Here is a 23,057-nt window from a genome sequence, read left to right on the forward strand (position 1 = left end):
TGGGGTGTGCGTGGCGCCGGTGGTGATGCTTGTCAGTGTGCTGACAAGTTCGCCGAGTAGGTGCAGGCGGAATCAAACGATCGGCAAAAGTCACGCCAAGTCGCCTGTCGGACACGGCCGGTTGACGGCGTGCGACGCCCTCGCGTCACGCCGCGGCCGGCGCCTCCGTCGGGGTGAGCCGGGCCGCCCGCATCGACGGGTGGACGCACATGTCCCGTCACCGGAGGGGACGGGGACGGGGTCAGGCCCGGCGCCTGAGGTGCGGGCGCCGGGCCGGATGCGACGGCGGCATCATGCGATCGCGCGCCGCCGCGAGGTGCGCGGGGTGTCGTGGGAACCGCTCAGGTGCGGGACCACTTCTGGTTGCCGCCGCCGTTGCACGTCCAGATGTCCAGTGCGGTGCTGTTGGCGGTGCCGGCCCGGTACGCGTCCAGGCAGGTGCCGGAAGCGACGTTGACGACGGTGCCGTCGCCGCGGACCCGCCACTGCTGGGCGGTGGCGCCGGTGCAGACGTTGATCTCCACTCCCGTGCCGTCGGCGGTGGCGCCGCCGATCGTGCCCAGGCACTTGTTGTCGTAGACGGTCAGCTGATTGGTGGCGGTGGAGGTCCAGGTCTGCTGCGGGCCGTGGTTGCAGTCCCAGAGCGCCGGCTTGGTGCCGTTGTCCTGGCCGGCGGCGGGTACGTCGACACAGCGGCCGGACGCCTGGCCGGTGAGCGGTCCGGATACGGCGCCGCGGTCCCAGGTCTGGTTGGTGCCGCCGTGGCAGGTCCAGATCTCCAGCGGGGTGCTGTCGGCGGTGGCGCCGCCGGGCACGTCGAGGCACTTGCCGGAGCCGACGCCGACGACGCTGCCGTCCGCATTGACGTTCCACTGCTGATTGCTGCCGCCGGTGCAGTCGGAAATGTCGACGGCGGTGCCGTCGGCCGTGCCGCCGCCCGCCGTCTCCAGGCACTTGCTGCCGTAGACCATGAGCTGCTTGGCCGGTGTGGCGGTGAAGGTCTGGTTGCCGCCGCCGTTGCAGCCCCACAGGGTGACGGCGGTGCCGTTGGTGTGGCTGCTCGCGGGCACGTCCGCGCAGATCCCGGAATTGCGGTCCTTCAGGAAGCCGCTGACATTGCCCGCGGGCCCGGGGGTGACGGACAGATTGTCGAACTGGTCGGTCTGGTAGCCGACCACGCCGAAGCCGATCTGGCCGCTGCCGTAGGAATTGTCGTTGACGGCGCCGAGCGTGCCGCCGTCCAGCGTCGCGGTGATCCGGTCGCCGGAGAAGCCGAGCGTGACGGTGTGCCAGCTGTTGAGACCGAGCCCGGCGTGGCTGCCGGAGGCCAGGGTCGTGCGGCTGCCCGCGCTGGTGGACTTGACGATCGACCAGCTTCCGGTGTCCGAGACCAGTAGTTGATACGCGGCCTGATGGCTCTGCGGCCGGGACTGCGTACCGGCCCGGCCCAACAGGGTGACGCTGCCCGCCTGTTGGAGATCGACGTCGACGCTGACGGTGTAGTTCGACCAGCTGGTGTCACCGGCGAGGGTGTAGGCGTCGGAGTCGTCCTGCCATTCGATGGGCTTGACCGGGGCGACCTGCTGGACGCACTGCCCGGACCGGCCGCCGGCGCACGGCCGCGCCTCGAACGAGCCCTGCATGTCGGACAGATAGCGGGCCTCGGTGTTGGTCGCGGTGCCGTCGAAATTGTCGGAGTACGGCAGCGCCAGGGCGTGCGCGGCCGGGCTCGTGGCCGTGCCCTTGCCCTGGCCGGTGGTCGTGCTCACCGTGTAGACGTAACCCGGCTGCAAGGTCAGGGAGTACGAGCCGCCGGACGGAGCGATGTCCTGCGTGTGGACGAAGGAGGTCGCCGGACTCGGGGAGTTCACCTGGGTGGCCCACACATGCACGGTCCCGGCCGAAAGGCCGCCCTGCACATGGAGGTTGACGCTCTGCGCGGCCGTGGCGGTGGTGGTCTCCAGGACGGTGGACCAGTCGGCGGACGTGTTCGACTTGATCGTCACATAGCTGCCGTTGGATTCGGCGCCGCCGAGGTAGCCGGAGGCGGAGTCGATGAATTTCCAGCCGGGTTTGGTGAATTGGGTGACCTGGGCGGTGGCCCAGGTGCTGGCGCCGATGGTGTAGTTGCCCGACCACGGCGAATTGGCGGTGGCCAGGCCGACGGTGTTGTACGGCAGATTCGGGTAGATCGCGGCGAGCAGCGGCCAGTTGAAGTAGCTGACCATTTTGGCGTCCGTATAGCCGCGGGTGATGGCGCGGATCAGCGCGGGGGCTCCGGTGTTCATGTCCTGGGAGCCGTTCTCGCTGTCCCACAGCGGTTTGCCGTTGTTCCGCGCGGCAGTGGTACTGCTGCATGTGTCGGCGCTGCCGCCGTCGCCGCCCTCGCAGGAATAGTGCGTTCCGATGATCGAGACGGCGTTGTTGAAGGCGGGATTGTTCGCCATGTCGTCGGCGACGCCCCAGCCGCTGTCGTCGGCGACGAGCTGGACGCCGGAGTATCCGGCGTTGTTCAGGGCCGAGCGGAGCTGGACGTACCAATTGGCGTCGTGGCCGCGTTCGTTCCAGCCGCCGAGGTATTTGATGGTCAGTCCGTGCTGCTTGGCGCAGCCGAGCCAGGTGATCAGGTAGTTGATGGTGTCGGTCGACCAGAATCCGCCGCTGATCCAGCCTGGCGCGGCCCAGGCCAGGCCGTACAGGCCGATGTCGGGATTGCGCGCCTTGGCCTGTTCCGCGAGCCAGAATTCGTATCCGGCGTCGCAGTTGACCTGGCCCTTGACGTGTTCGACGGACGGCTCCGAGCCGTCGGTGGAGTTGGCGTCGCCGCCGATCTCCAGTTTGAGCAGTTGCAGATTCGCGCCGTAGCCGGGCTTGAAAAGGTAGTCGAGGATCTGCGCCTGCTGGGCGGCCGGATAGTCGGTGAGCAGCCGGGAGTTGCCGCCTCCGCCGCTGATCGCGCCGATGCCGTCGAAGGTCCGGCCGCCCTGGGTTCCGTCCACCGTGATCGTGGTGGTCGCGGCTTGCGCGGGTGCGACGCCTACGGTCAGCAGTGCGACAAGGAGCCCCATGACCCACAACGGGGCGAATCTCCATGTTCGTAACATGCCTGAACCCTTCACCGTGGGGGGAATGGGGTTCAGTGTCTTGTCGTGTTCACTTCTCGGTCAATATCCCGAACAAAGAAAACAGAATTGAACGCTTCAGGTGGGGTCGCCGCCCGACTCGCCGGTGCGGCGGGCGGCCCAGACGGTGCGTTCGGTGCGGACGGTGAGGTCGGCGCGCTTCAGGATGCTCTCCGGCCCTTCGGTGTCGAGCAGGCGGTCGAGGGCGGCGAGATCGCCTGCGTCCAGGGCGGGTGCGGCCGAGCCGCGCATCCGGCGCAGACTCTGCAGCGCGTAGCGGCCGACGGCCGGGGCGGCGGCGCCGTCCAGGTGCACGGAGACGGTGCGTTGGTGTTCGACGGTGAAGCCCGCGGCGGTCAGCATGGCGCCCCAGTCCGCACCGCGGTGCGGTACGTGCTCGGTGTGGTGGCGTTCGCTCGCCGCGTGGCAGCGCTCTTCGAGGCCCGGCCGTTCCTCGGGCGCGTCCGCGGGCAGGAAGCGCGGGAAGCCGGCCAGTTCGACGACTGCGAACAGGCCGCCGGGTGCGAGCAGTTCATGGACCCGGCGCAGCGTACGGCCGGGGTCGGCCATGTGGTGCATCGACGCGGACGCCCAGACGAGGTCGGGGGCCGTCAGGTCGGGCCACGGCGCGTCGAGGTCGGCCTGCACGGTACGCACCCGGCCCGCCGTACCGCTCGCCGCGGCCTTCTCCCGCAGCCGTCGCAGATGGTCGGCCGAGGAGTCGACGGCGGTCACCTCGGCGTCCGGGAATCGGGCGAGGAGCGCGAAGGTGCCCGCTCCGGTGCCGCAGCCGAGGTCCACGACGCGCCGCGGGGCCGGACCCACGGGCAGCGACGCGACGATGTCGGCGAGGTGCCCGGCGAGCACTTCCGCGTCCAGATCGAGGAGGTCCGCCTGGTCGTGGTCATGGCCGTGGCCCGGGTCAGGGCTGTGGCCGGCGCCGTGGTCATGGCCGGCGCCGTGGTCATGGCCGGGACCGTGGTCATGGCCGGGACCGTGGCCGTCGTCGGGGTCGTGTTCCGTGGCGCCGTGCGCCGCGTGCGGGGCCGCGTGGTGGTTCATGGCGCCACGCTAACCCGGCCATGCGCCGACGGCACGACGTCTTTCCGTTTACGCAAGGCGACGGCGCGGATCGCTGCCCGACGCGCAAAGCGGTGCGGCCTGGGCCGCGGCCGAAGCGGTCAGCCGGACCCGGCTTCCGCGCGCTGGTGGCCGCGCCGGGCGTCCCGGTCGAAGATCCCCATGATCTCGCAGGGACCACCCTCGGCGCCGATCGCGTGCGGCAGCATCGTGGGGAATTCGGCGGCCTGATTGGTCTCGATCCGGAAGCGCCGGTTGCCCAGCAGCAGCACGGCCGTACCGGACAGGACGACGAGCCATTCGCGGCCGGGGTGGGCGCGCAGCCGCGACGGGCTGTCCGGCGGGGGTTCGGTCATCCGCTGCCGCATCACCGACATGCCCGGGTCCGCCTTGACCAGCCACCGCATCACGCCGTGCGCGCCGTCGATCTGCGGGCTGGAGACGACGTCGTCCGCCGCCGTCTCCACCAGCTGGTCGAGCGTGGTGTCCAGGGCGCGGGCGAGCGTGACGAGACTGTCCAGGGCGAGCCGACGCTGCCCGTTCTCGATCCGGCTGAGCGTGGACTGACTCAGCCGCGCCCGGGCGGCCAGCTCCTCAAGCGACCAGCCCTGCGCCACCCGCAGCGCGCGGATCCTTTTGCGCACCAGGCTGTCCAGCTCACCATCATTTTGCGTCATGGGCAACATCGTATGCCGACCGGGCAAGGCCCGCCTACGGTCGTGCGGGGGCGGCATCCGCCGGCCCCGTACGCGGCCGGCCCTCGCCGCCGTACCCCTCGCATCGCCTCGCCCTTGTCGGGAGACATCATGAGTACGAGCCCGTCCAGCCCACCCGACGCGCGTCAGCGGCGCACGATCCTCGTCACGGTGTGCGTCGCGCTGATGGCCGTGATCGCCTCGGTGTCGGGTCTGAACGTCGCCCAGCCCGACCTCGCCGTCGCCTTCGACGCCTCGCAGAGCACGATTTTGTGGATCATCAACATCTACACCCTGAGCCTGGCCGCGCTGCTGCTGCCGCTCGGCGCAATCGGCGACCGGCTCGGCCGCAAACCCATGCTGCTGACGGGTCTGACGCTCTTCGGCGTGGCGAGCGCGGTGGCCGGGCTCGCCCCGTCCTCCGGGGTGATGCTCGCCGCACGGCTGCTCAGCGGCGTCGGCGCGGCGATGATCATGCCCATCACGCTGGCCGTCATCACCTCGACCTTTCCCGAGGAGGAACGCGGCCGCGCGATCGGGGTGTGGACCGGAGTGGCCGGCGGAGGCGGCATTCTGGGCATGTTCCTGTCGGCGGCGCTGGTGGACGTCGCGAGCTGGCGCTGGCTGTTCGTGCTGCCGGTCGTGCTGGTCGCCGTGGCGCTGGCCATGACGCTGCGGTCGGTGCCCGACTCCCGTGAGCGGTCCGGGCACTCCTTCGACGCGGTCGGCGCGCTCACCTCCGTGGTCGCCGTCGTCGGGCTGATCTTCGTCCTCCAGGAGGGGCCGGAGCGCGGCTGGAGCGCGCCGGTGACCCTGCTGAGCCTGGTCGTCGGGGTGCTCGCGGCGGTCGCCTTCGTGGCCTGGGAGCTGCGCCGCCGGGACGCGTCGCTGCTGGACGTACGGCTGTTCGGGGAGCGCGGTCTCGCCGGCGGTTCTGTGACGCTGCTGACGGTCTTCGGTGTGCAGGCGGGCATCTTCGTGGTGCTCTTCCCCTTCTTCCAGGCCGTGCTGGGCTGGTCCGGGCTGCTGTCCACCCTCGCGCTGATGCCGATGGCCGTGCTGATGATGCTGGCCTCGGGTCTCGCGCCCAAGCTGGCCGCGCGGGTCGGCAGCCGGGCGACGATGGCCGCGGGCATCGCCCTGGCGGGCGCCGGGCTTGCCCTCATGGCGGCCCTGGTCTCCGTCGGCGGCGGCTACCTGTCGGTGCTGCCCGGGATGCTCGCGATGGGCACCGGCATGGGCCTGTCGATGACGCCGTCCACCGAGGCGATCACCGGCGCGCTGCCGCGCGAGCGGCAGGGTGTGGCCTCGGCGCTCAACGATGTGGCGCGCGAATTCGGCACCGCGCTCGGTGTCGCCCTGCTCGGCGCCCTGCTGTCGGCCGGCTATCGCGGCGCGATCGGCTCCCGGCTCGACGGTGTGCAGCGCGGCGCCGCCGACACCGCGCGTGAAGGCGTCGCCAACGCCGTCGAGGTCGCGCCGACCACAGGGCCACACGCCCGGGCCCTCGTACGCGCCGCCCGCGAGTCGTTCGTCGACGGCTGGCAGCAGGCGATGTGGGCGGGCGTGGCGGTGATGGCCGCGCTTTTCCTCTACATCGTCCTGCGCGGCCCGCGCGCCCAGGACGCGGCGGTCGCGGACAGCGCGGACAGCGCGGACAAGCAGCCGGAGCCGGTGGCCTGAGCCCGGCCCGGGCGGTCCGGGAGTCCGGGCGGGCCGCGAGTCCGGGCGGGCCGTCAGCCGGTGACGTCCATGCGCTGGGTGCCGATCACCGAGAGCAGCCGCAGCGCCTGCTCGGAGGGCGACCCGGGCGTCGCGGTGTAGATGACGACGCGCTGGTCCCGGTCGGCGATGTCGAGGACGTCGCAGTTGACGGTGACCGGACCGACCAGCGGGTGCTGGAAGGTCTTGCACAGCGTCGGCTCGTCGAGGACGTCGTGCGACTCCCACAGCCGCCGGAAGTCCTCGCTCCCGGCGAGCAGTTCCGCCACCAGCTCGCGCACCTCGGGATCGTCGGGGTAACGGGCGGCGACCGTACGCAGCCGCTGGGCCGAGGCCCGGCCGAAGTGCTCCACGTCGGACACGCCGTACAGCCGCCCGTCGGTCGGCGGGCCGAGGAAGGCGCGGCGGACGAGATTGCGGTCCCGGCGGGGCAGGGCGGAGAAGTCCTCCATGAGGGCCGCCGCGAGGTCGTTCCAGGCGATCACCTCGCCGATCGCGGACATCACGGTCGCCGCGGCCTGCGGCAGCCGGTCCAGGAGGTCGAGGATGCTCTGCCGCACCTCGCGCGGCGGCCCGGCGGCGGCAGGTCCGGGCGGGGCCCCGGCGAGGTGGTGCAGGTGGGCGCGCTCGACGTCGGTCAGCCGCAGCGCGCGGGCCAGTCCGGCGAGCACCTCGCGGGACGGGCGCGGGCCCCGGGCCTGTTCCAGGCGCGTGTAGTACTCGGTCGAGATGAAGGCCAATTGCGCCGCCTCCTCGCGGCGCAGCCCGGGTGTGCGGCGGCGCGTACCGGCGGGCAGCCCCACCTCGGCGGGGGTGATCCGCTCGCGGCGGCTGCGCAGGAAGTCGGCCAGTTCTCGTCTGTCCACCTCTCCAGTGTGCCCGTCCGCCGCGCGGCAGCCAGGTACAGCCGGTGCCTGGTTGCGTCCCGCGGTCCGGCACACGCTCGATGCCATGGACAACACACCGACCACCCCTGTTCCCCCCACCGCTTCCACCCCGGCGCCCGGCACCGCGACCGCCGGTTCCGCCCCGTCCGGCCTGCTGGCCGGCAAGGTCGCCTTCATCACCGGCGCCGGCCGCGGCATCGGCGCCGCGGCCGCCCGGCTCTTCGCCCGCGAGGGCGCGAAGGTGCTGCTTGCGGCGCGTACGGAGACCCAGCTCAAGGCCGTGACGGAGGAGGTGCGGGCGGCCGGCGGCACCGCGGAGTACGTGGTGTGCGACCTCGCGGACCCGGCGAGCGTCCGCGCGGCCGTCGACCGTACGGTGCGGCTGTACGGACGCCTGGACGTGGCCTTCAACAACGGCGCGACGAGCGTGCCGCCCAATGCGGTGGACGCCGTGCCCCAGGCCGACTTCGACCTGCTGTACGCCGTGAATCTGCGGGGCCCGTGGCTGGCGATGGCCGCCGAGGTGGCCGCCATCAGGGCGACCGCGGGCAGCGGCGCGATCGTCAACAATTCCAGCGTCGGCAGCCTGCGCGGCAATCCCGAGCTGCCCGCGTACGGCGCGATGAAGCGGGCGGTCAACAGCCTGACCGAGTCCGCCGCGGTCACCTACGGCCCCGAGGGCATCCGCGTGAACGCCATCGCGCCCGGCGGCACCCTCACCGAGATGATCCACGACTGGGCGGAGCACTCCCCCGGCCTGCTCGACCGGATCACCGCGCACACCCCGCTGCGGCGGGCCGCCGACCCGGCCGAGATCGCCGAGGCCGCGGCCTGGCTGCTCAGCGACCGTTCCTCCTACGTGACCGGCACGGTGCTGCGGGTGGACGGCGGCGCCGCGGCCTGAGGCCGCGACGTTCAGGTGCGGCGCGGCGACCGTCGGAGGACGGGCGCCGCGCCGCACTGGCGCGCTCGTGCTCGTGCTCGTGCTCGTGCTTGTGCTTGTGCTCGTGCTCGTGCTTGTGCTTGTGCTCGTGCTTGTGCTTGTGCTCGTGCTTGTGCTCGTGCTTGGCAATCGGGCGGATTCCGTTCGCGCGGATCAGCCCGTGCCGCAGGAGACGGACGGCCAGGTCCAGGAGCCGTTGCTCTGGATCGTCACGCCCCAGTTGTCACCGTTGCCGTTGGGTTTGGCGACGAGCGTCTGCGCGCCGGGATAGCTCGCGGTGACGTTCCAGGTCGCCATGACCTTCTCGGGCGCCGGGACGTTCATCGTCACCGTCCACTGCTGCGATCCGGACACGGCGACATTAAGGTTGTAGCGGTCGCTCCACCTGGTGCCCGCGGTCACGGTCGCGGTGCAACTGCCGCCGCTCCCACCGCCCGTTGTGCCTCCGGTCGTTGTGCCTCCGGTCGTGCCGCCTCCGCCGTCGGGGGCGACGGCGCGGCCGGTCTGCGGCGAGATCATGCCCGCGCACAATCCGCGGGATGCCAGATTCTGCGCGATCCGCGGGATCGCGGCCAGGGTGTTGGCGGGCCACTCGTGCATCAGGACGACCTGGCCGTTGGTCAGCCGGGAGTTGGCCTGCACGATGGCGTCGACGCTCGCGCCGTTCCAGTCCTGCGAGTCGACGTCCCAGATGACCTGGGTGAGACCGTGCGCGGCCTCCACGGACTGGAGCGTCGCGTTGGTCTCGCCGTACGGCGGCCGGAACAGCCTGGGGGTGCCGCCGCCCGCGGCGGCGATGGCCTGCTGTGTCCTGGACACCTCGGAGTCGATCTGCGCCTGGCTCTCCTGGACCAGATGCGGGTGGGTGTAGCTGTGGTTGCCGACCCACATGCCGGCGGCGACCTCCGCCGCCACCTGGGCGGGGTAAGCGGCGGCGTACTGGCCCTCGTTGAACATCGTGGCCCGCAGGCCGTTCTGCTTGAGGGCGTTGAGCACGGCCGGGGTGTGGTCGTTGGAGGGGCCGTCGTCGAAGGTGAGGCCGACGTAGCCGTTGCAGGTGGCGGCCTGTGACGGGGTGGAGTTGACGGTCGCGGTGACCAGGCCGGTCACGGCGAGTCCGGTCGCGGCCAAACCGGCGACCAGGGCGCGCGTGGAGCGCGGTTTTCCGGGCATGGGGGGATCTCCTCTGCGGGACGGCGGTCCGCCGTCGGACGAGGGGTGCGGTGCCGGTGGGTCAGCCGGCCGCGCAGGAGAAGGTGGGCCAAGTGGTCGAACCGTTCTTCTGCACGGTCAGGCCCCAGTTGTTGCCGTTGCCGTTCGGTTTGGCGACGAGCGTCTGCGCGGTGGGGTAGGTCGCGGTGATGTTCCAGGTCGCCATGACCTTCTCGGGGCTGGGCACGTTGACGGTGACCGTCCAGTTGGCGGCGCCGCTCACCGCGACATTGAGGTTGTACCGGTCGGACCACTGGTCGCCCGCGGTGACGCTGGCGGTGCAACTGCCGCCGCCCGTACCGCCGTTGTTCCCTCCGGTGGTGCCGCCCGTGGTCCCGCCGGAACCGCCGCCCGAGCCGACGGTGATGCTGGAGCTGCCGGAGGACTGATAGCCCTCGGTGGCGAGGATCTCGTAGTTGAAGCTGCCGAGATTCATGCCCGCCCCGGCCCAGGCGTTGAAGTGGTTGGCGACGGTGATGGTGCCGCCGGTCCGCTTGGACTGCCGGACGCTCCAGTACTGGTTGAAGGTCCGATTGCCCTCGATCGAGGGCGCGTTGACCCGGGTCGTCTCGTAGATGTCGTAGGTGCCGCCGTCACTGGTGACGGTGCCCTTGTACGTGCCGGTCGGCCGGTAGGTGCCGTAGTTGTCGACGACGTAGTACTCGACCAGCGGATTGGTGGTCCAGCCGTACAGCGACAGATACGCGTTGCCGGACGGGTTGAAGCTGCCGGAGTACGTGACGGGGTTGCGGCTGCCGGTGGACCAGCCCTTTCCGGCGACGAAGTTGCCCGCGTTGCTCCAACTGGTGCTGTAGCTGCCGCCGGCTCCGAGGTTCATCGAGACCTGGCCGCTGCCTTCGGTCCAGAAGGAGTAGAAGTAGCCGTTGTTGGTGCCCGTCTGGTTCGAGGTGATCACGGTGTCGGCGCTCGCGGTACCGGGCAGCGTCAGGGCCGCTACGGCAACGAGCGCGACGGCGCAGACGCCGCCGAGGAGCAGCCGGAGCCGGCTGAGTAACCCGGGCGAGCGGCGTCCGCCGCTCCCGCGGTGTGCGGTGTCGTTCATGGATGCATGACCTCCCGTTGGCAGGGGTTGGCCGGGTCAGTGTTGAACTGGGCACATCAACTGTCAACACTTTCGACATGCATCACGAAAGCTTCGAATGGCGGTCGCTCCACGCAACACCCCATATTCCCAGGTCAATCCCCACCCTCCCGCTGCTGATTCACGTCTCGCTCAACGGCCACTTCCGCAGGAGTGGATCACACGGAATCGAATCCCCGAATGTTTCGAATCTTTCGACGCACCATCCGGTGCCGTCGACCCTCCCCCGCGAGGACGCCGCGCGTCGGCGGGCAGGCGGTCACGCGTGGCGGGCGAGGTCCGCCGAGACGTTGTCCGCGAGCCGCCGCAGGAGCGTCATGGCGGCCTTGGTCTCCTCGGGCGAGAGGTTCATGGCGGCGCCGATCGCCGGCGGTACGTCGCGGGCCCGGTCCCGCAGCCGGTCGCCCTCCTCGGTGAGGTTGACGTGCACGGTCCGCTCGTCCCGGGCGCTGCGCTCGCGGCGCACCAGGCCGGCCGCCTCAAGCCGCTTGATCAGCGGAGTGAGGGTGCCGTAGTCGAGCTGGAGCGCGGCACCGACGTCCTTGATCGGGACGGCGCCGTGCTGCCAGAGCACCAGCATCACCAGATACTGCGGATAGGTGAGACCGAGGTCGTCGAGCAGCGGCCGGTAGCGGCTGGTGACCGCACGGGAGGCGGCATACAGCGCGAAGCAGAGCTGGTCGTCCAGGAGCAGCGTGAACTCGCGCTCTGCTGCTGCTTCTCGCGTGCGGTCCATGGGGCGCGGCCCTCCTGGGGTGACGGGTAGGACATCGACCGTTACGACATCGACCTTTGAGCCTAGCTTTACTGGACGGCAATTTCAACGTGCACATTTAACTTGTGCACGATGTAATCGTGTCCTAGTCTTCTGGATGTGCGGACGACGCTTCCACCGAGCAGCATGGGAAGCGCCGGGCACATGCACCGTCCGTCCCGTCGTGCGAGGAGTCCCCGTCATGTCCGAACCCGCTTCCCGGCCCGCCGCAGAGTCCACGGCCACGCCCACGTCCACGTCCGCCGACGCCGCGTCGTCACCCGCGGGACCCGTACTGGAGCCCGCCGCCGCCGAGTTCGCCGCCGCCACCGCCAATCCGCCGTATCTGTTCGACCTCGGCCCCGAGGCCGGCCGCAAGGCCGTCGACGAGGTGCAGTCGGGCGAGATCGCGGCGCCCGAGATCGACGAGGAGTGGGTGACCGTCCAGGGCGGGCCCACCGGCTCGGTGCGCGCGCGGATCGTCCGCCCCAAGGGCGCCACCGGCACGCTCCCGGTGATCGTCTACATCCACGGCGCCGGCTGGGTCTTCGGCAACGCCCGCACCCACGACCGGCTGGTGCGCGAACTGGCCACCGGCGTCGGCGCCGCCGTGGTCTTCCCCGAGTACGACCTGTCCCCCGAGGCCCGCTACCCGGTCGCGATCGAGCAGAATTACGCGGTCGCCCGCTGGGTCGCCACCGACGGCGCGGCCAACGGCCTGGACGCCGCCCGTATCGCGGTCGCCGGGGATTCCGTCGGCGGCAACATGGCGGCGGCGCTCACCTTGATGGCCAAGGACCGCGGCGATGTCCCGCTGGTGCAGCAGGTGCTCTTCTACCCGGTCACCGACGCGTCCTTCGACACCGGCTCCTACCGGCAGTTCGCGACCGGCTACTTCCTGCGGCGCGACGCCATGCAGTGGTTCTGGGACCAGTACACCACCGACCCCGCGCAGCGCGCCGAGATCACCGCGTCGCCGCTGCGGGCGACCACGGAGCAGCTCGCCGGGCTGCCGCCGGCCCTGGTCGTCACCGGTGAGGCGGATGTGCTGCGCGACGAGGGCGAGGCGTACGCCGACAAGCTCCGGCAGGCGGGCGTCGCCGTCGCCGCGACCCGCTACCCCGCGATCATCCACGACTTCGTGATGCTCAACGCGCTGCGCGGCACGAAGGCCGCCGAGGCCGCCATCGGCCAGGCGGTCGCGGCACTGCGCTCGGCGCTCGCCACGGGCTGAGCGCGGCGCCCCTACGCCGGACCCGGCCGCCCGCGGGCGGCCGGGTCCGGCGTTTGACGGCGGACAGGCCCGATGTCAGACCAGTGAACGGGCCAGCGAGCGGCCCCACATGCCCATGTGGCCGAACGCCTCGGGATGCCACACCCCGACCCCCAGCACCGGCACCACCAGCAGGATCGCCAGGACCAGCGAGGTCTCGCCGAGTGTCGACAGCTCGTAGCGCTCCACCAGGGTGCCCAGCACCATCAGGCTGAGGAAGACGACGGCGGCGAGCGCGAGCAGATCACCGACCGCGTAGACCGCCACGACCCCGGCGCCCGGGTGTTCCCAGCGCGCGTACGTGAAGCTGGTGCCGGCCAGTATCACCAGCAGGAGCAGGCAGCAGCCGGTCAGCACCGTCAGCCATGTCGTCCACTGCGGTGCCGGCGGCTTGCGGTCCTCGGGGGCGTCCTCCGCCGCTTCGGCGTCCCCGGCCGTCGCGGCGTCCTTCGCCTTGCTCAGCTTGGTGGCACCCGCGGGTACGGCGTCGGCGGGCGCCGGGCGGGCGCTGCCGATGGCGGCGCGGGCGGCGGCCATCTGGGTGTCGGAGGCATCGAGCCGCCGCCGGGCCGAGGCCAGCACCCGGTCGACCTCCCGCAGCCGGTTCTCGGTCGCGCCGGACTGGGGGTCGTCGGCGACGAGGACCGCGGCGGCAGAGCGGTCGCCCGCGACCGGGACGAGGGGCGGTGCCGGTCGCGGCCGGTGCCGGTCGCCCTCGCCGGACATGCGGCGGGCGACGATCGCCAGTTCCTCGGCAGCGTCCCGCTTGCCGCGGGCCGTGGTCAGCAGCGCTTCCGCCGCCACCAGGCGGTCCTGATGCTCCGCCAGGTCGCGGCGGCGCCGCCGTACGTCGACCGCGCCCGCGTCATTGGCCCGGCTCTCCAACTGGGCGCACCACGCCTGGAGATCGGCCACGAGATTCATCAGCGTCTGGACCACGGCGGTGATGACGGTGAGCACCTCGCGCACGAGCACATGCCCGTGGTGTCCGTCGTCGTCCCCCGTGACCGATGGTGGTTCCGGCTCCGGCGCCCCGCCGGCCGGCTCCCCCTGCGACATCGAACTGCCCCCGTTCTCGACCGGCTCCCCGATGCCGCGCCGCGGCATCGGCAGTCCCCGGGACCCATCAGATCACCTGCGCCGGTGATCGGCCACCCTGTTTCGCGCGCCACGCCGGAGCGGTACGAGCACGGTCCGACCGCCGTTCGCGCCGGGCGCACGATGCGCGGCGCCGGGGGCTCCGGCGGGAACGTCCGGCGCCTCCCTGCCGGGGGATGGCGGTGACCGGAGGGGTGGGTCCGGTCCGGCAGGGAGGCGCTGTCAACGGGGTGGTCCGGCGCGGTGCCGCGCCGCGACCCGTGGGGGGATCGAGGGGAGGGCGGGTCAGTCGACGATCAGGTCGAACTGCTCCCATCCGCCGATGGTCGCCCGATTGGCGATCAGCGCGCCCGCACCGGCGTTCTCGGCCGTCACGTACTGGTTGTTGGCCAGGGCGCGCAGGCTCACGGTGCCGTTGGAATTGTGGACGAGCTGGAAGGTCTCCCAAGGGCCGACCGAAGTGCGGTTGGCGATCAGCGCGGCGGCGCCCGCGTTCTCGGCGGTGACGATCAGATTGTTGGCGTGCGCCCGCAGTGCGATGGCGCCGCCGCCCGCGTCGAGCTGGTCGAACTTCTCCCAGGTGCCGATCGCGGTGCGGTTGGCGATCAGCGGTGAGGAGCCGGCGTTGTCGGCCGTCACGTAGTTGTTGTTGGCGCGGGCGCGCAGGCTGATCACCGTGCCGCTGCCGCTGCCGGGGTTGCCGATGACGGGTTGGGTGGGGCGGGTGGGGGTGAGGGGGATCTGCCCTTTGAGCATGCGGCCGCCGTCGCCGGTCAGGCGCAGGTAGTAGTCGGAGGAGCAGGCGGTGCCGTCCTCGTCGAGGGCGAGCATGCCGGAGTCGGCGGGGAGCCAGGCGGTGGATTCGGCGGTCTTGGCGATCTGGTTGCCCTCGTTGTACTCGTCGAACATCGAGATGTAGACAGAGGCGACGCCGGCGCGTTTCATGTTGTAGAACTGCCGCCACATGAAGTCCCCGTGCGCCCGCTGCCGCAGCGACACGGCACCGGGCAGCACGCAGGGCTGGTAGTCGATGCCGTGCGCGGCGCATTCGGCCAGGTCCGGGACGGTCGCCACGTTGTAGAAGTTGTCGGCGTCCCCGACGTTCCCGATCCGGCCCACCATCCACGGCGAGAGCATGTCGAAGGCGCGGTACACATCCCCGAACCCCGGCCGTGAATCACGGTCACCGGTCCGCCACCACGTCGGCACACCCCCGATCACATAACACCCCTGCCCCTTGAACCAGTTCACGACATCCAGACACGGCGCGGGAGCCCAGGGCCGTTTGTCGTCGTTGAAGCCGAAGCCCCAGATACAGACGACGGGCTTGCCGTTCTGCTTGGCGTACGCCGAGGACGCGGTGTGCGCCTTCATCTTGCTGGTCCAGTCGGCCTTGATCTCCGACTGCATGTTCGTCCAGTCGGTGACGTCGTACATGATGTAGAACTTCCGGCCGTGCGACTCCGCCGCACTCCGCACCTTCGCCGCCATCGCATCCCGCGTCGGACCCTCCCCACCCGTCGGGTTGAACCGCTGGAGGGCGGCGGTGTCGATGCTGTTCTGCTGCATCCACAGGAAATGCGTGTCCACCGTCTGCTGGTCGTACGACGAGAACAGCGTCGCCGGCTGACCATTGCCGAGATTCGCGTAGGACGTGCGGTACGTCGCGGTGTAGTCGCGCATCTCCGGCCAGGCGACGATGCCGGTGTTGGACGGCGAAGGGGCCTGGCCGGCGTTGGCGCTCCAGTGCCACCACGCGTTGATCGGGGCGCCGTCGCCAATGCAGGCGAACCAGCCCTGATAGCCGACCGTCACCTTGCCGACCACATCACCGGGACCGCTCGCGGCGGGCGCCGCGGCGGCGGTGGGCGAGGCCGACGCGGCCTTGGCAAGACCGAGGGCGGCGAGGGCCGCGGCGGACGTGCCGCCCGCGGTGACGCTCAACAACGTACGACGTGACACTGCCATGGGGGGACTCCGTACGGCGACGCGCGGCGGGGGTGCCGCGCGTATCGGTGGGCTGAGTGTGGGGGGTCATACTGTTCGCGGTGGGCGGCGTTCAACAGATGAACTCAGTGCTGACCGACGGGTTAGCCGGCTGCCATCCCTGCTCGATGGTCGTTTGCGTTTGTTTGCGCTGGCTTGCGTTGGGAAACGACGCGTGCGGTCCTCTCACACACGTCACGCGAAGCACTTGTGCATGAGTGGTTCCGGCACGCAGCGATTCAACTGCTGAACCAAACATTGCGTCAAGGCTCCGGACCCGATCGGACGTTTATCCGGAAAAGTGCCAATCATCCGCAGTAGGACGGGAGTTGAACGCTCTGTTCAATGCCGAAAGGTCGGACGACCGACTTCAGAGGATGGCGGCAGGGCGGTGGCCGGCAGAGCGCCGCACGGCGGAGCGGCGCACAAGAAGAGGGGGCGGCGTCACGCGGACAGCGCCTGCTCCTGCCCGTCCGCTCCGCCCTCGTCGGGCGCGCAGGCCGCGGCCAGGACGTCCAGCGACATGCCGAGCGCGGCGGCGAGCGCCACCACGGTGAAGAAGGCCGGTGTCGGCGCCCGGCCGGTCTCAATCTTGCGCAGGGTCTCCGCGGAGACCCCGGCGGCCGCGGCCACGTCCACCATGCTGCGGTCGCCGCGTGCCGCACGCAGCAGCGCGCCGAAGCGCTCACCGCGGGCGCGCTCCTCGGGGGTCAGGGGTGTTCTCACCATGCCCGTGATACTAATACCGGTATAAGTATTGGGTCACATCGCGGTCGGACGGGTCCGGCCGCGCGCAAGCCGAGGAGTGGCGGGACATGGTGGAGATCAAGACCGACGCGGCGCTGGACGCGATGCGCGAGGCCGGGCGCGTCGTGGCGCAGGCGCTCGCGGCGGCGCGGGAAGCGGCGGCCGTGGGCGTACGGCTGCGGGAGCTGGACGAGGCGGCCCGCGCCGTCCTGGACGAGGCGGGCGCCGGCTCGCCCTTCCTCGGCTACCAGCCGTCCTTCGCGCCGACCCCCTTTCCCGCGGTGCTCTGCGCCTCGGTCAACGACGCGGTCGCGCACGGCATCCCCGACGACTACCGGCTGCGCGACGGCGATCTGGTGAGCATCGACTGCGGCGCGGAGCTGGACGGCTGGACCGGCGACGCGGCCGTCAGCTTCATCGTGGGCACCGCGCGCCCGGCGGACGTCGAATTGATCGCCGCCACCCGGCGCGCCCTGGACGCGGGCATCGCGGCGGCCGTCGTCGGCCACCGGATCGGGGACATCTCGCACGCGATCGGGTCGGCGGCCCGCGCGGCCCGCTGTGGCATGCCCGCGGACTTCGGCGGCCACGGCATCGGCCGCCGGATGCACGAGGACCCGCACGTGCCGGGCCGCGGCCGGCCGGGGCGCGGTTTCCCGCTCCGCCACGGCCTGGCGCTGGCCATCGAACCGATGCTGATGGCCGGCGGCAGCGACACCTACCGTACGGACGCCGACGGCTGGACACTGCGCACCGTCGACGGCAGCCGCGCCGCGCACATCGAGCACACCATCGCGGTCACCGAGCAGGGTCCGCGCATCCTCACACTGCTCTGAGCGCCGCGGCGGCGGACGGTCCCCGCCCCACGTCCGGAACGGGCGGCGCTACGGGCAGTTTGGCCAACCGCCACACACGGCACCCGCGGTAACCCCCGTTGACCTGTGCCTTCGTCCGACCGGTCCGGGCCACACCGGGCAGTTTGTTGTTTGTTATGGGCCGGTCCCTGTCAAAGTGGCGTTGGTATAACTCTTCCACGGGCAAAACCGGGCACGCCGTGCCCGGACCGGTGAGAGTCAGGTGGTGACCGTGCGAGCGCAAGAACGCCAGCACCGCATCCTCGCGCTCGCGCGCCACCAGGGCCAGGTCGAGGTCACCTTGATGGCCGCCGACCTGAAGGTGGCGCCGGAGACGATCCGGCGCGATCTCGGTGTGCTGGAGAGCCGGGGCCTGGTCCGCCGTACCTACGGCGGCGCCTACCCCGTGGAGGGCGCGGGTTTCGAGACCGACCTCGCCCAGCGGGTCACGCTGCACGTCGCCGACAAGCGGCGGATCGCGGCCGAGGCGGTCAAGCTGCTCGGCGAGGCGGAGACGGTCTTCGTGGACGAGGGGTACACCCCGCAACTGCTGGCGGCGCTGCTGCCGAGCGACCGGCCGCTGACCGTGGTCACCGCGTCGCTGACCACCGCGGCGGCCGTCGCGGACTCCGCGAACACCACTGTGCTGCTGCTCGGCGGCCGTGTCCGGGCCCGGACACTGGCCACCGTCGGCTCCTGGGCGTGCGACATGCTCGCCGGCTTCGTCATCGATCTGGCCTTCGTCGGGTCGAACGGCATCTCCCGTGAACTCGGTCTCACCACACCCGATCCGGTGGTGGCCGATGTGAAGGCGAAGGCGCTGGAGGTCTCCCGGCGCCGGATCTTCATGGGTCACCACAGCAAGTTCGGCGCGAGCAGCTTCTGCCGCTTCGCCCAGGTCGGCGACTTCGAGGCGATCGTCACCGACACCGGTCTGTCCAGCGCCGAGGCGCACCGCTACGCACTGCTGGGACCCCGCGTCTTCAGAGTGTGACCCGCGGGCCCCGCCCCGCGCCCGTACTCGCCCACCGTCCCCCGGCCCTGTCCTCCGCAGAGCTGCCCGTTTCCGTCCGGTTCGCCAATCCTGGCTACCCCCTGCCCTCCCGCACCCTCACTCACAGCATTCCCGGCACTCCCGGCTCCCCCGTATTCCCGGATCTTCCAGCACCCCCAACCCTCATCAACAGTCATGAAAGGGACGCATCATGACACCGAGAACCAGAAGGCTGCACCACCTCCTTCCCCCGGTCGCGCTCGCCGTCTGCGGCACGCTGCTGGCCGCCTGCTCCGGCGCGGGCGGCTCCGGCGGGAGTTCGGGCGGGCACTCCATCAATGTGCTGATGGTGAACAACCCGCAGATGGAGGACCTGCAGAAGCTGACGGCCGCCAACTTCACCAAGTCCACCGGTATCAAGGTCAATTTCACGGTGCTGCCGGAGAACGACGTCCGCGACAAGATCACCCAGGACTTCTCCAGCCAGGCCGGCCAGTACGACGTCGCCACCATCAGCAATTACGAGACGCCGATCTACGCCAAGAACAACTGGCTCGCGTCATTGACCGCGCACACCAAGTCCGACACCGGTTTCGCGCAGAACGACATCCTGCCCGCCCTCCAGCAGTCGCTGACCTACAACGGGCAGATATACGCCGAGCCGTTCTACGGCGAGTCGTCGTTCCTGATGTACCGCAAGGACGTGTTCGCCGCGAAGGGCCTGACGATGCCGGCCAATCCCACCTGGGACCAGGTGGCGGACCTGGCGGCGAAGGCGGACGGCGCGCAGTCCGGGATGAAGGGCATCTGCCTGCGCGGCCAGCCGGGCTGGGGCGAGGTGATCGCCCCGCTGACCACCGTGGTCAACACCATGGGCGGCACCTGGTTCGACAAGGACTGGAAGGCCCAGGTGAACAGCCCCGCCTTCACCAAGGCCACGCAGTTCTACGTGGACCTGGTCCGCAAGCACGGCGAGGCGGGCGCCCCGCAGGCCGGCTTCACCGAGTGCCTCAACGACCTGGAGCAGGGCAAGGTCGCCATGTGGTACGACGCCACGTCCGCGGCCGGTTCGCTGGAGGCCAAGGACTCGCCGGTCGCCGGGAAGCTCGGCTACGCGCCGGCGCCGGTCGACCAGACCAAGAGCTCGGGCTGGCTCTACACCTGGGCCTGGGGCGTGCAGAAGGCCAGCAAGCACCAGGACGACGCCTGGAAGTTCATCTCGTGGGCCTCGGGCAAGGGCTACGAGGAACTGGTCGGCAAGCAGCTCGGCTGGTCGCGCGTCCCGGCGGGCAAGCGGACCTCCACGTACAGCAACCCCGACTACGTCGCGTCCGCCTCGGCGTTCGCCAAGGCCACCGAGACCGCGCTGGAGGCGGCCAACCCGTCGAACCCCGGGGTGCAGCCGCGGCCCGCGCCGGGCATCCAGTTCGTCGGCATCCCCGAGTTCACCGATCTGGGCACCCAGGTGTCGCAGCAGATCAGCTCCGCCATCGCCGGCCAGACCAGCGTCAGCAGCGCACTCGACGCGAGCCAGAAGCTCGCCGAGAAGGTCGCCGGCAAGTACGCGGGCAACTGACCGCTCCCGCCCCATCCGACGGTTCCCCGCCGCCCCCGACCCCCGCTCCACGCGGCACCGGGCCGGGAGGCGGGCGGGGGCGCGAAGCGGAGAGAGACGACTGACCCCATGAGCACGCCATCCCTCACCAGACGTATCCGCGCGCCGCAGGCCGAGCAGGCGCCCGCGCCGCGCACCGAGCGCCGCTCCCCCGGCGCCTGGGCCCGGCGGGCACCGCTGCTGCCCGCCCTGGTCTTCATGATCGTGGTGACCCAACTGCCGTTCGTCGGCACCCTGGTGATCTCGTTCATGCGCTGGAACGCCCTCGACCCCGGCGACCGCGGCTACGCCGGCCTCCAGAACTACAAGGAGGAGTTCACCGACCCGCAACTGCGGCACGCCCTCACCACGACCGTCGTCCTGACCGTCGCCGTGGTGCTGGTCAGCCTGGTGCTCGGACTCGGTCTCGCGCTGCTGCTCGACCGGAAGTTCCTCGGCCGCGGCATCGTGCGCACCCTGCTGATCACGCCGTTCCTCGTGGTCCCGGTGGCGTCCGCGCTGCTGTGGAAGCACGCGCTGTACAACGCGTCGTACGGTTTCATCAACGGCGCCCTGACCTGGATCTGGAGCCTGTTCGGCAGCGACAACCCGCCGCAGCCCGACTGGCTGACCACCCATCCGCTGCTGGCCGTCGAGGCGTCGCTGGTGTGGCAGTGGACACCGTTCATGATGCTGATCCTGCTCGCCGGGCTGCAGAGCCGGCCGATGGACATCGCCGAGGCGGCCCGGGTGGACGGCGCGGGCACCTGGCAGATCTTCCGCTATCTGACCTTCCCGCACCTGCGCCGCTATCTGGAACTGGCCGCGCTGCTCGGCTCCGTGTACGTGGTGCAGAACTTCGACGCGGTGTTCACCATCACCTCCGGCGGCCTGGGCACCGCGAATCTGCCCTACACCGTCTACACGACCTTCTACCAGGCGCACGACTACGGGCAGGCGTCCGCCGCCGGCGTCATCGTCGTCATCCTGTCGATCATCGTGGCCACCTTCGCGCTGCGGACCGTCTCGTCGCTGTTCCGAGAGGAGACCCGCTGATGGCCTCCGTCGCCCTGCCCTCCGCCCGTCGCCGGCTCGCGCCGGCCGCCCGCAGGGAGCGGCGCAACCGCTCGCTGCTCGGCCTGCTGGCCTGGCTGTGCGGGATCGTCTTCTTCCTGCCGTTCGCCTGGATGGTGCTCACCTCCTTCCACAGCGAGCAGGACGCGGCGACCAATCCGCCGAAGATCGACGCGCCGCTGACGCTGCACGGCTACCGGGAGTTCTTCGGCTCCGGCACCGGTGTCAGTCCGTGGCCGCCGCTGACCAACTCGCTGACCGCGGCGGCGGTCTCCACCGCGCTGGTGCTGGTGCTGGCCTTCCCGGCCGCGTACGCGCTGTCGATCAAGCCGGTGCGCAAGTGGACGGACGTGATGTTCTTCTTCCTGTCCACCAAGATGCTGCCCGCCGTCGCGGGTCTGCTGCCGGTCTACCTGATCGCGAAGAACGCCGGTCTGCTGGACAACATCTGGCTGCTGATCCTGCTCTACACCTCGATGAACCTGCCGATCGCGGTGTGGATGATGCGGTCGTTCCTCGCCGAGGTGCCGGTGGAGATCCTGGAGGCCGCGTCGATCGACGGCGCGGGCCTGCCGACCATCCTGGTGCGGATCATCGCGCCGGTGGTCACCCCGGGGATCGCCGCGACCGCGCTGATCTCGTTCATCTTCAGCTGGAACGAGCTGCTGTTCGCCCGGGTGCTGACCGGTGTCGTGGCCGGCACCGCGCCGGTCTTCCTGACCGGGTTCGTCACCAGCCAGGGGCTGTTCCTCGCCAAGGTGTGCGCCGCCGCCGTCTGTATCTCCCTGCCGGTCCTGGCCGCCGGTTTCGCCGCCCAGGACAAGCTCGTCCAGGGCCTCTCCCTTGGAGCCGTCAAGTGAAAGCAGCTGTCATCAGCTCTCCCGGTGTGGTCGGCATCGAGACCGTCGACGACCCGGCGCCCGGCCCCCGGGACGTCGTCGTCCAGGTCGCGGCCTGCGGCCTGTGCGGCACCGATCTGCACATCCTCCAGGGCGAGTTCGCGCCGACCCTGCCGATCGTGCCCGGGCACGAATTCGCCGGCGAGATCGTCGCGATCGGCTCCGAGGTACGGGAGTTGGCCGTCGGCGACCAGGTGGCGGTGGACCCGTCGCTGTACTGCCACGAGTGCCACTACTGCCGGATCGGCCGCAACAACCTGTGCGAGCGGTGGGCCGCGATCGGCGTCACGGTGCCGGGCGGCGCCGCCGAGTACGCGGTCGCGCCGGTCGCCAACTGCGTCAAGCTCCCCGAGCACATCAGGACGATGGACGCGGCCCTCATCGAGCCGCTGTCCTGCGCGGTGCGCGGCTACGACATCCTGCGCAGCCAACTGGCCAGCCACGTACTGATCTACGGCTCGGGCACGATGGGCCTGATGATGCTGGAGCTGGCCAAGCGGACCGGCGCGGCGACCGTGGATGTCGTGGACGTCAACGAGGAGCGGCTGGCCACCGCGACCGCGCTGGGCTGCTCCCGGGTGGCGACCAGCGCCGAGGAGATCAGCAGGCCGCGCGGCTGGGACGTCGTCGTGGACGCCACGGGCAACGCGCAGGCCATCCAGGACGCCCTGGAGCGGGTCGGCAAGGGCGGCACCTTCCTCCAGTTCGGGGTCGCGGACTACGCGGCGCGCGCGACCATCGAGCCGTACAAGATCTACAACCAGGAGATCACCATCACCGGCTCGATGGCGGTGCTGCACAGCTACGAGCGGGCCGCGGAGCTGTTCGCGGGCGGGGTGCTCGACCCCGAGGTGTTCATCAGCGACCGGCTGCCGCTGGTGGACTACGCGACCGCGCTCCAGCGCTTCCAGGCAGGCCAGGGCCGCAAGATCCAGGTGGTGCCCTGACCGTCGGGCACCTCGCCGATCGGGGGCCGGGCCACCGCGCTTGTGGCCCGGCCCCGGCCGTCGGCAGGATGGGG

Annotated in this window: 19 protein-coding genes; 9 read left to right on the forward strand and 10 right to left on the reverse strand. The window is 70.9% G+C overall.

All coding sequences use genetic code 11. From position 1 onward, the window contains the following. Window positions 1-341 precede the first annotated feature (341 nt). From BM076_RS18855 to BM076_RS18865, 3 genes are all read right to left on the reverse strand, one after another. Window positions 342-3,068: a ricin-type beta-trefoil lectin domain protein gene (locus BM076_RS18855; RefSeq protein WP_093714756.1), complete on the reverse strand. Its 2,727-nt coding sequence runs from the start codon at window positions 3,066-3,068 to the stop codon at window positions 342-344. A gap of 132 nt (window positions 3,069-3,200) precedes the next feature. Beyond that, entirely contained in the window at window positions 3,201-4,184 is a 984-nt protein-coding gene (locus BM076_RS18860; RefSeq protein WP_093714757.1) for a class I SAM-dependent methyltransferase, read from the reverse strand. Window positions 4,185-4,303: 119 nt separating this feature from the next. Then, entirely contained in the window at window positions 4,304-4,879 is a 576-nt protein-coding gene (locus BM076_RS18865; protein ID WP_218160086.1) for an XRE family transcriptional regulator, read from the reverse strand. A gap of 129 nt (window positions 4,880-5,008) precedes the next feature. Here BM076_RS18865 and BM076_RS18870 point away from each other — a divergent pair, with 129 nt between their 5' ends. Continuing rightward, entirely contained in the window at window positions 5,009-6,580 is a 1,572-nt protein-coding gene (locus BM076_RS18870) for an MFS transporter (RefSeq protein WP_093714759.1), read from the forward strand. A gap of 53 nt (window positions 6,581-6,633) precedes the next feature. On the opposite strand, the gene BM076_RS18875 is transcribed toward BM076_RS18870, so the two are convergent. Next, complete coding sequence (locus BM076_RS18875; RefSeq protein ID WP_093714760.1) at window positions 6,634-7,485, reverse strand: helix-turn-helix transcriptional regulator; 852 nt, start codon at window positions 7,483-7,485, stop codon at window positions 6,634-6,636. Between the two features lie 85 nt (window positions 7,486-7,570). Here BM076_RS18875 and BM076_RS18880 point away from each other — a divergent pair, with 85 nt between their 5' ends. Next, window positions 7,571-8,410, forward strand: a complete 840-nt coding sequence (locus BM076_RS18880; RefSeq protein ID WP_093714761.1) for an SDR family NAD(P)-dependent oxidoreductase — start codon at window positions 7,571-7,573, stop codon at window positions 8,408-8,410. A 192-nt stretch (window positions 8,411-8,602) separates the two neighbouring features. Here BM076_RS18880 and BM076_RS18890 read toward each other — a convergent pair whose 3' ends face one another. The 3 genes from BM076_RS18890 to BM076_RS18900 form a co-directional block, all read right to left on the reverse strand. Continuing rightward, window positions 8,603-9,622 carry a polysaccharide deacetylase family protein gene (locus BM076_RS18890; protein WP_093714762.1) on the reverse strand — a complete coding sequence of 340 codons (1,020 nt, stop codon included), beginning with the start codon at window positions 9,620-9,622 and terminating at the stop codon, window positions 8,603-8,605. A gap of 61 nt (window positions 9,623-9,683) precedes the next feature. Then, a complete protein-coding gene (locus tag BM076_RS18895) occupies window positions 9,684-10,724 on the reverse strand; it encodes a glycoside hydrolase family 11 protein (protein ID WP_093714763.1) in 1,041 nt (346 codons plus the stop codon). A 298-nt stretch (window positions 10,725-11,022) separates the two neighbouring features. Continuing rightward, on the reverse strand, window positions 11,023-11,499 hold the full coding sequence (locus tag BM076_RS18900) for a MarR family winged helix-turn-helix transcriptional regulator (RefSeq protein WP_177246510.1): 477 nt from the start codon (window positions 11,497-11,499) through the stop codon (window positions 11,023-11,025). A 220-nt stretch (window positions 11,500-11,719) separates the two neighbouring features. On the opposite strand from BM076_RS18900, the gene BM076_RS18905 reads away from it, so the two are divergent. Then, window positions 11,720-12,751, forward strand: a complete 1,032-nt coding sequence (locus tag BM076_RS18905; protein ID WP_093714764.1) for an alpha/beta hydrolase — start codon at window positions 11,720-11,722, stop codon at window positions 12,749-12,751. A 75-nt stretch (window positions 12,752-12,826) separates the two neighbouring features. Here BM076_RS18905 and BM076_RS18910 read toward each other — a convergent pair whose 3' ends face one another. The 3 genes from BM076_RS18910 to BM076_RS18920 all read right to left on the reverse strand — a co-directional run bounded on the left by BM076_RS18910 (window position 12,827) and on the right by BM076_RS18920 (window position 16,603). Further along, a complete protein-coding gene (locus BM076_RS18910; RefSeq protein ID WP_093714765.1) occupies window positions 12,827-13,897 on the reverse strand; it encodes a hypothetical protein in 1,071 nt (356 codons plus the stop codon). 276 nt (window positions 13,898-14,173) lie between these two features. Then, entirely contained in the window at window positions 14,174-15,856 is a 1,683-nt protein-coding gene (locus tag BM076_RS18915) for a lectin (RefSeq protein ID WP_093714766.1), read from the reverse strand. A gap of 462 nt (window positions 15,857-16,318) precedes the next feature. Further along, on the reverse strand, window positions 16,319-16,603 hold the full coding sequence (locus BM076_RS18920; protein WP_093714767.1) for a helix-turn-helix domain-containing protein: 285 nt from the start codon (window positions 16,601-16,603) through the stop codon (window positions 16,319-16,321). 86 nt (window positions 16,604-16,689) lie between these two features. Between BM076_RS18920 and map the strand changes: the two genes are divergently transcribed. From map to BM076_RS18950, 6 genes are all read left to right on the forward strand, one after another. After that, complete coding sequence (gene map / locus BM076_RS18925) at window positions 16,690-17,457, forward strand: type I methionyl aminopeptidase (RefSeq protein ID WP_093714768.1); 768 nt, start codon at window positions 16,690-16,692, stop codon at window positions 17,455-17,457. A 250-nt stretch (window positions 17,458-17,707) separates the two neighbouring features. Continuing rightward, the gene (locus tag BM076_RS18930; RefSeq protein WP_093714838.1) at window positions 17,708-18,469 is read left to right on the forward strand and encodes a DeoR/GlpR family DNA-binding transcription regulator; all 762 of its coding nucleotides are present in this window, start codon (window positions 17,708-17,710) and stop codon (window positions 18,467-18,469) included. 211 nt (window positions 18,470-18,680) lie between these two features. After that, on the forward strand, window positions 18,681-20,045 hold the full coding sequence (locus BM076_RS18935; protein WP_093714769.1) for an ABC transporter substrate-binding protein: 1,365 nt from the start codon (window positions 18,681-18,683) through the stop codon (window positions 20,043-20,045). Between the two features lie 108 nt (window positions 20,046-20,153). Beyond that, window positions 20,154-21,119 carry a carbohydrate ABC transporter permease gene (locus tag BM076_RS18940; RefSeq protein ID WP_093714770.1) on the forward strand — a complete coding sequence of 322 codons (966 nt, stop codon included), beginning with the start codon at window positions 20,154-20,156 and terminating at the stop codon, window positions 21,117-21,119. Beyond that, the gene (locus BM076_RS18945) at window positions 21,119-21,997 is read left to right on the forward strand and encodes a carbohydrate ABC transporter permease (RefSeq protein WP_093714771.1); all 879 of its coding nucleotides are present in this window, start codon (window positions 21,119-21,121) and stop codon (window positions 21,995-21,997) included. The genes BM076_RS18940 and BM076_RS18945 overlap by 1 nt, the downstream gene beginning before the upstream one ends. Beyond that, window positions 21,994-22,983, forward strand: coding sequence for a zinc-dependent alcohol dehydrogenase family protein (locus tag BM076_RS18950; RefSeq protein WP_093714772.1), 990 nt, complete (start codon window positions 21,994-21,996; stop codon window positions 22,981-22,983). Before BM076_RS18945 ends, BM076_RS18950 begins: the two co-directional genes overlap by 4 nt. The last annotated feature ends 74 nt before the right edge of the window (window positions 22,984-23,057 follow it).

This window comes from Actinacidiphila alni (genome assembly GCF_900112845.1).
In the GTDB taxonomy this organism is placed as follows: domain Bacteria; phylum Actinomycetota; class Actinomycetes; order Streptomycetales; family Streptomycetaceae; genus Actinacidiphila; species Actinacidiphila alni.

Excerpts from the sequence above, each read along its gene's own strand:
- BM076_RS18855 (WP_093714756.1), bottom strand. The coding sequence starts at position 3,068 with ATGGGGCTCCTTGTCGCACTGCTGACCGTAGGCGTCGCACCCGCGCAA.
- BM076_RS18860 (WP_093714757.1), bottom strand. The coding sequence starts at position 4,184 with ATGAACCACCACGCGGCCCCGCACGCGGCGCACGGCGCCACGGAACAC.
- BM076_RS18865 (WP_218160086.1), bottom strand. The coding sequence starts at position 4,879 with ATGACGCAAAATGATGGTGAGCTGGACAGCCTGGTGCGCAAAAGGATC.
- BM076_RS18870 (WP_093714759.1), top strand. The coding sequence starts at position 5,009 with ATGAGTACGAGCCCGTCCAGCCCACCCGACGCGCGTCAGCGGCGCACG.
- BM076_RS18880 (WP_093714761.1), top strand. The coding sequence starts at position 7,571 with ATGGACAACACACCGACCACCCCTGTTCCCCCCACCGCTTCCACCCCG.
- BM076_RS18890 (WP_093714762.1), bottom strand. The coding sequence starts at position 9,622 with ATGCCCGGAAAACCGCGCTCCACGCGCGCCCTGGTCGCCGGTTTGGCC.
- BM076_RS18895 (WP_093714763.1), bottom strand. The coding sequence starts at position 10,724 with ATGAACGACACCGCACACCGCGGGAGCGGCGGACGCCGCTCGCCCGGG.
- BM076_RS18900 (WP_177246510.1), bottom strand. The coding sequence starts at position 11,499 with ATGGACCGCACGCGAGAAGCAGCAGCAGAGCGCGAGTTCACGCTGCTC.
- BM076_RS18905 (WP_093714764.1), top strand. The coding sequence starts at position 11,720 with ATGTCCGAACCCGCTTCCCGGCCCGCCGCAGAGTCCACGGCCACGCCC.
- BM076_RS18910 (WP_093714765.1), bottom strand. The coding sequence starts at position 13,897 with ATGCCGCGGCGCGGCATCGGGGAGCCGGTCGAGAACGGGGGCAGTTCG.
- BM076_RS18915 (WP_093714766.1), bottom strand. The coding sequence starts at position 15,856 with ATGGCAGTGTCACGTCGTACGTTGTTGAGCGTCACCGCGGGCGGCACG.
- BM076_RS18920 (WP_093714767.1), bottom strand. The coding sequence starts at position 16,603 with ATGGTGAGAACACCCCTGACCCCCGAGGAGCGCGCCCGCGGTGAGCGC.
- map (WP_093714768.1), top strand. The coding sequence starts at position 16,690 with ATGGTGGAGATCAAGACCGACGCGGCGCTGGACGCGATGCGCGAGGCC.
- BM076_RS18935 (WP_093714769.1), top strand. The coding sequence starts at position 18,681 with ATGACACCGAGAACCAGAAGGCTGCACCACCTCCTTCCCCCGGTCGCG.
- BM076_RS18940 (WP_093714770.1), top strand. The coding sequence starts at position 20,154 with ATGAGCACGCCATCCCTCACCAGACGTATCCGCGCGCCGCAGGCCGAG.
- BM076_RS18945 (WP_093714771.1), top strand. The coding sequence starts at position 21,119 with ATGGCCTCCGTCGCCCTGCCCTCCGCCCGTCGCCGGCTCGCGCCGGCC.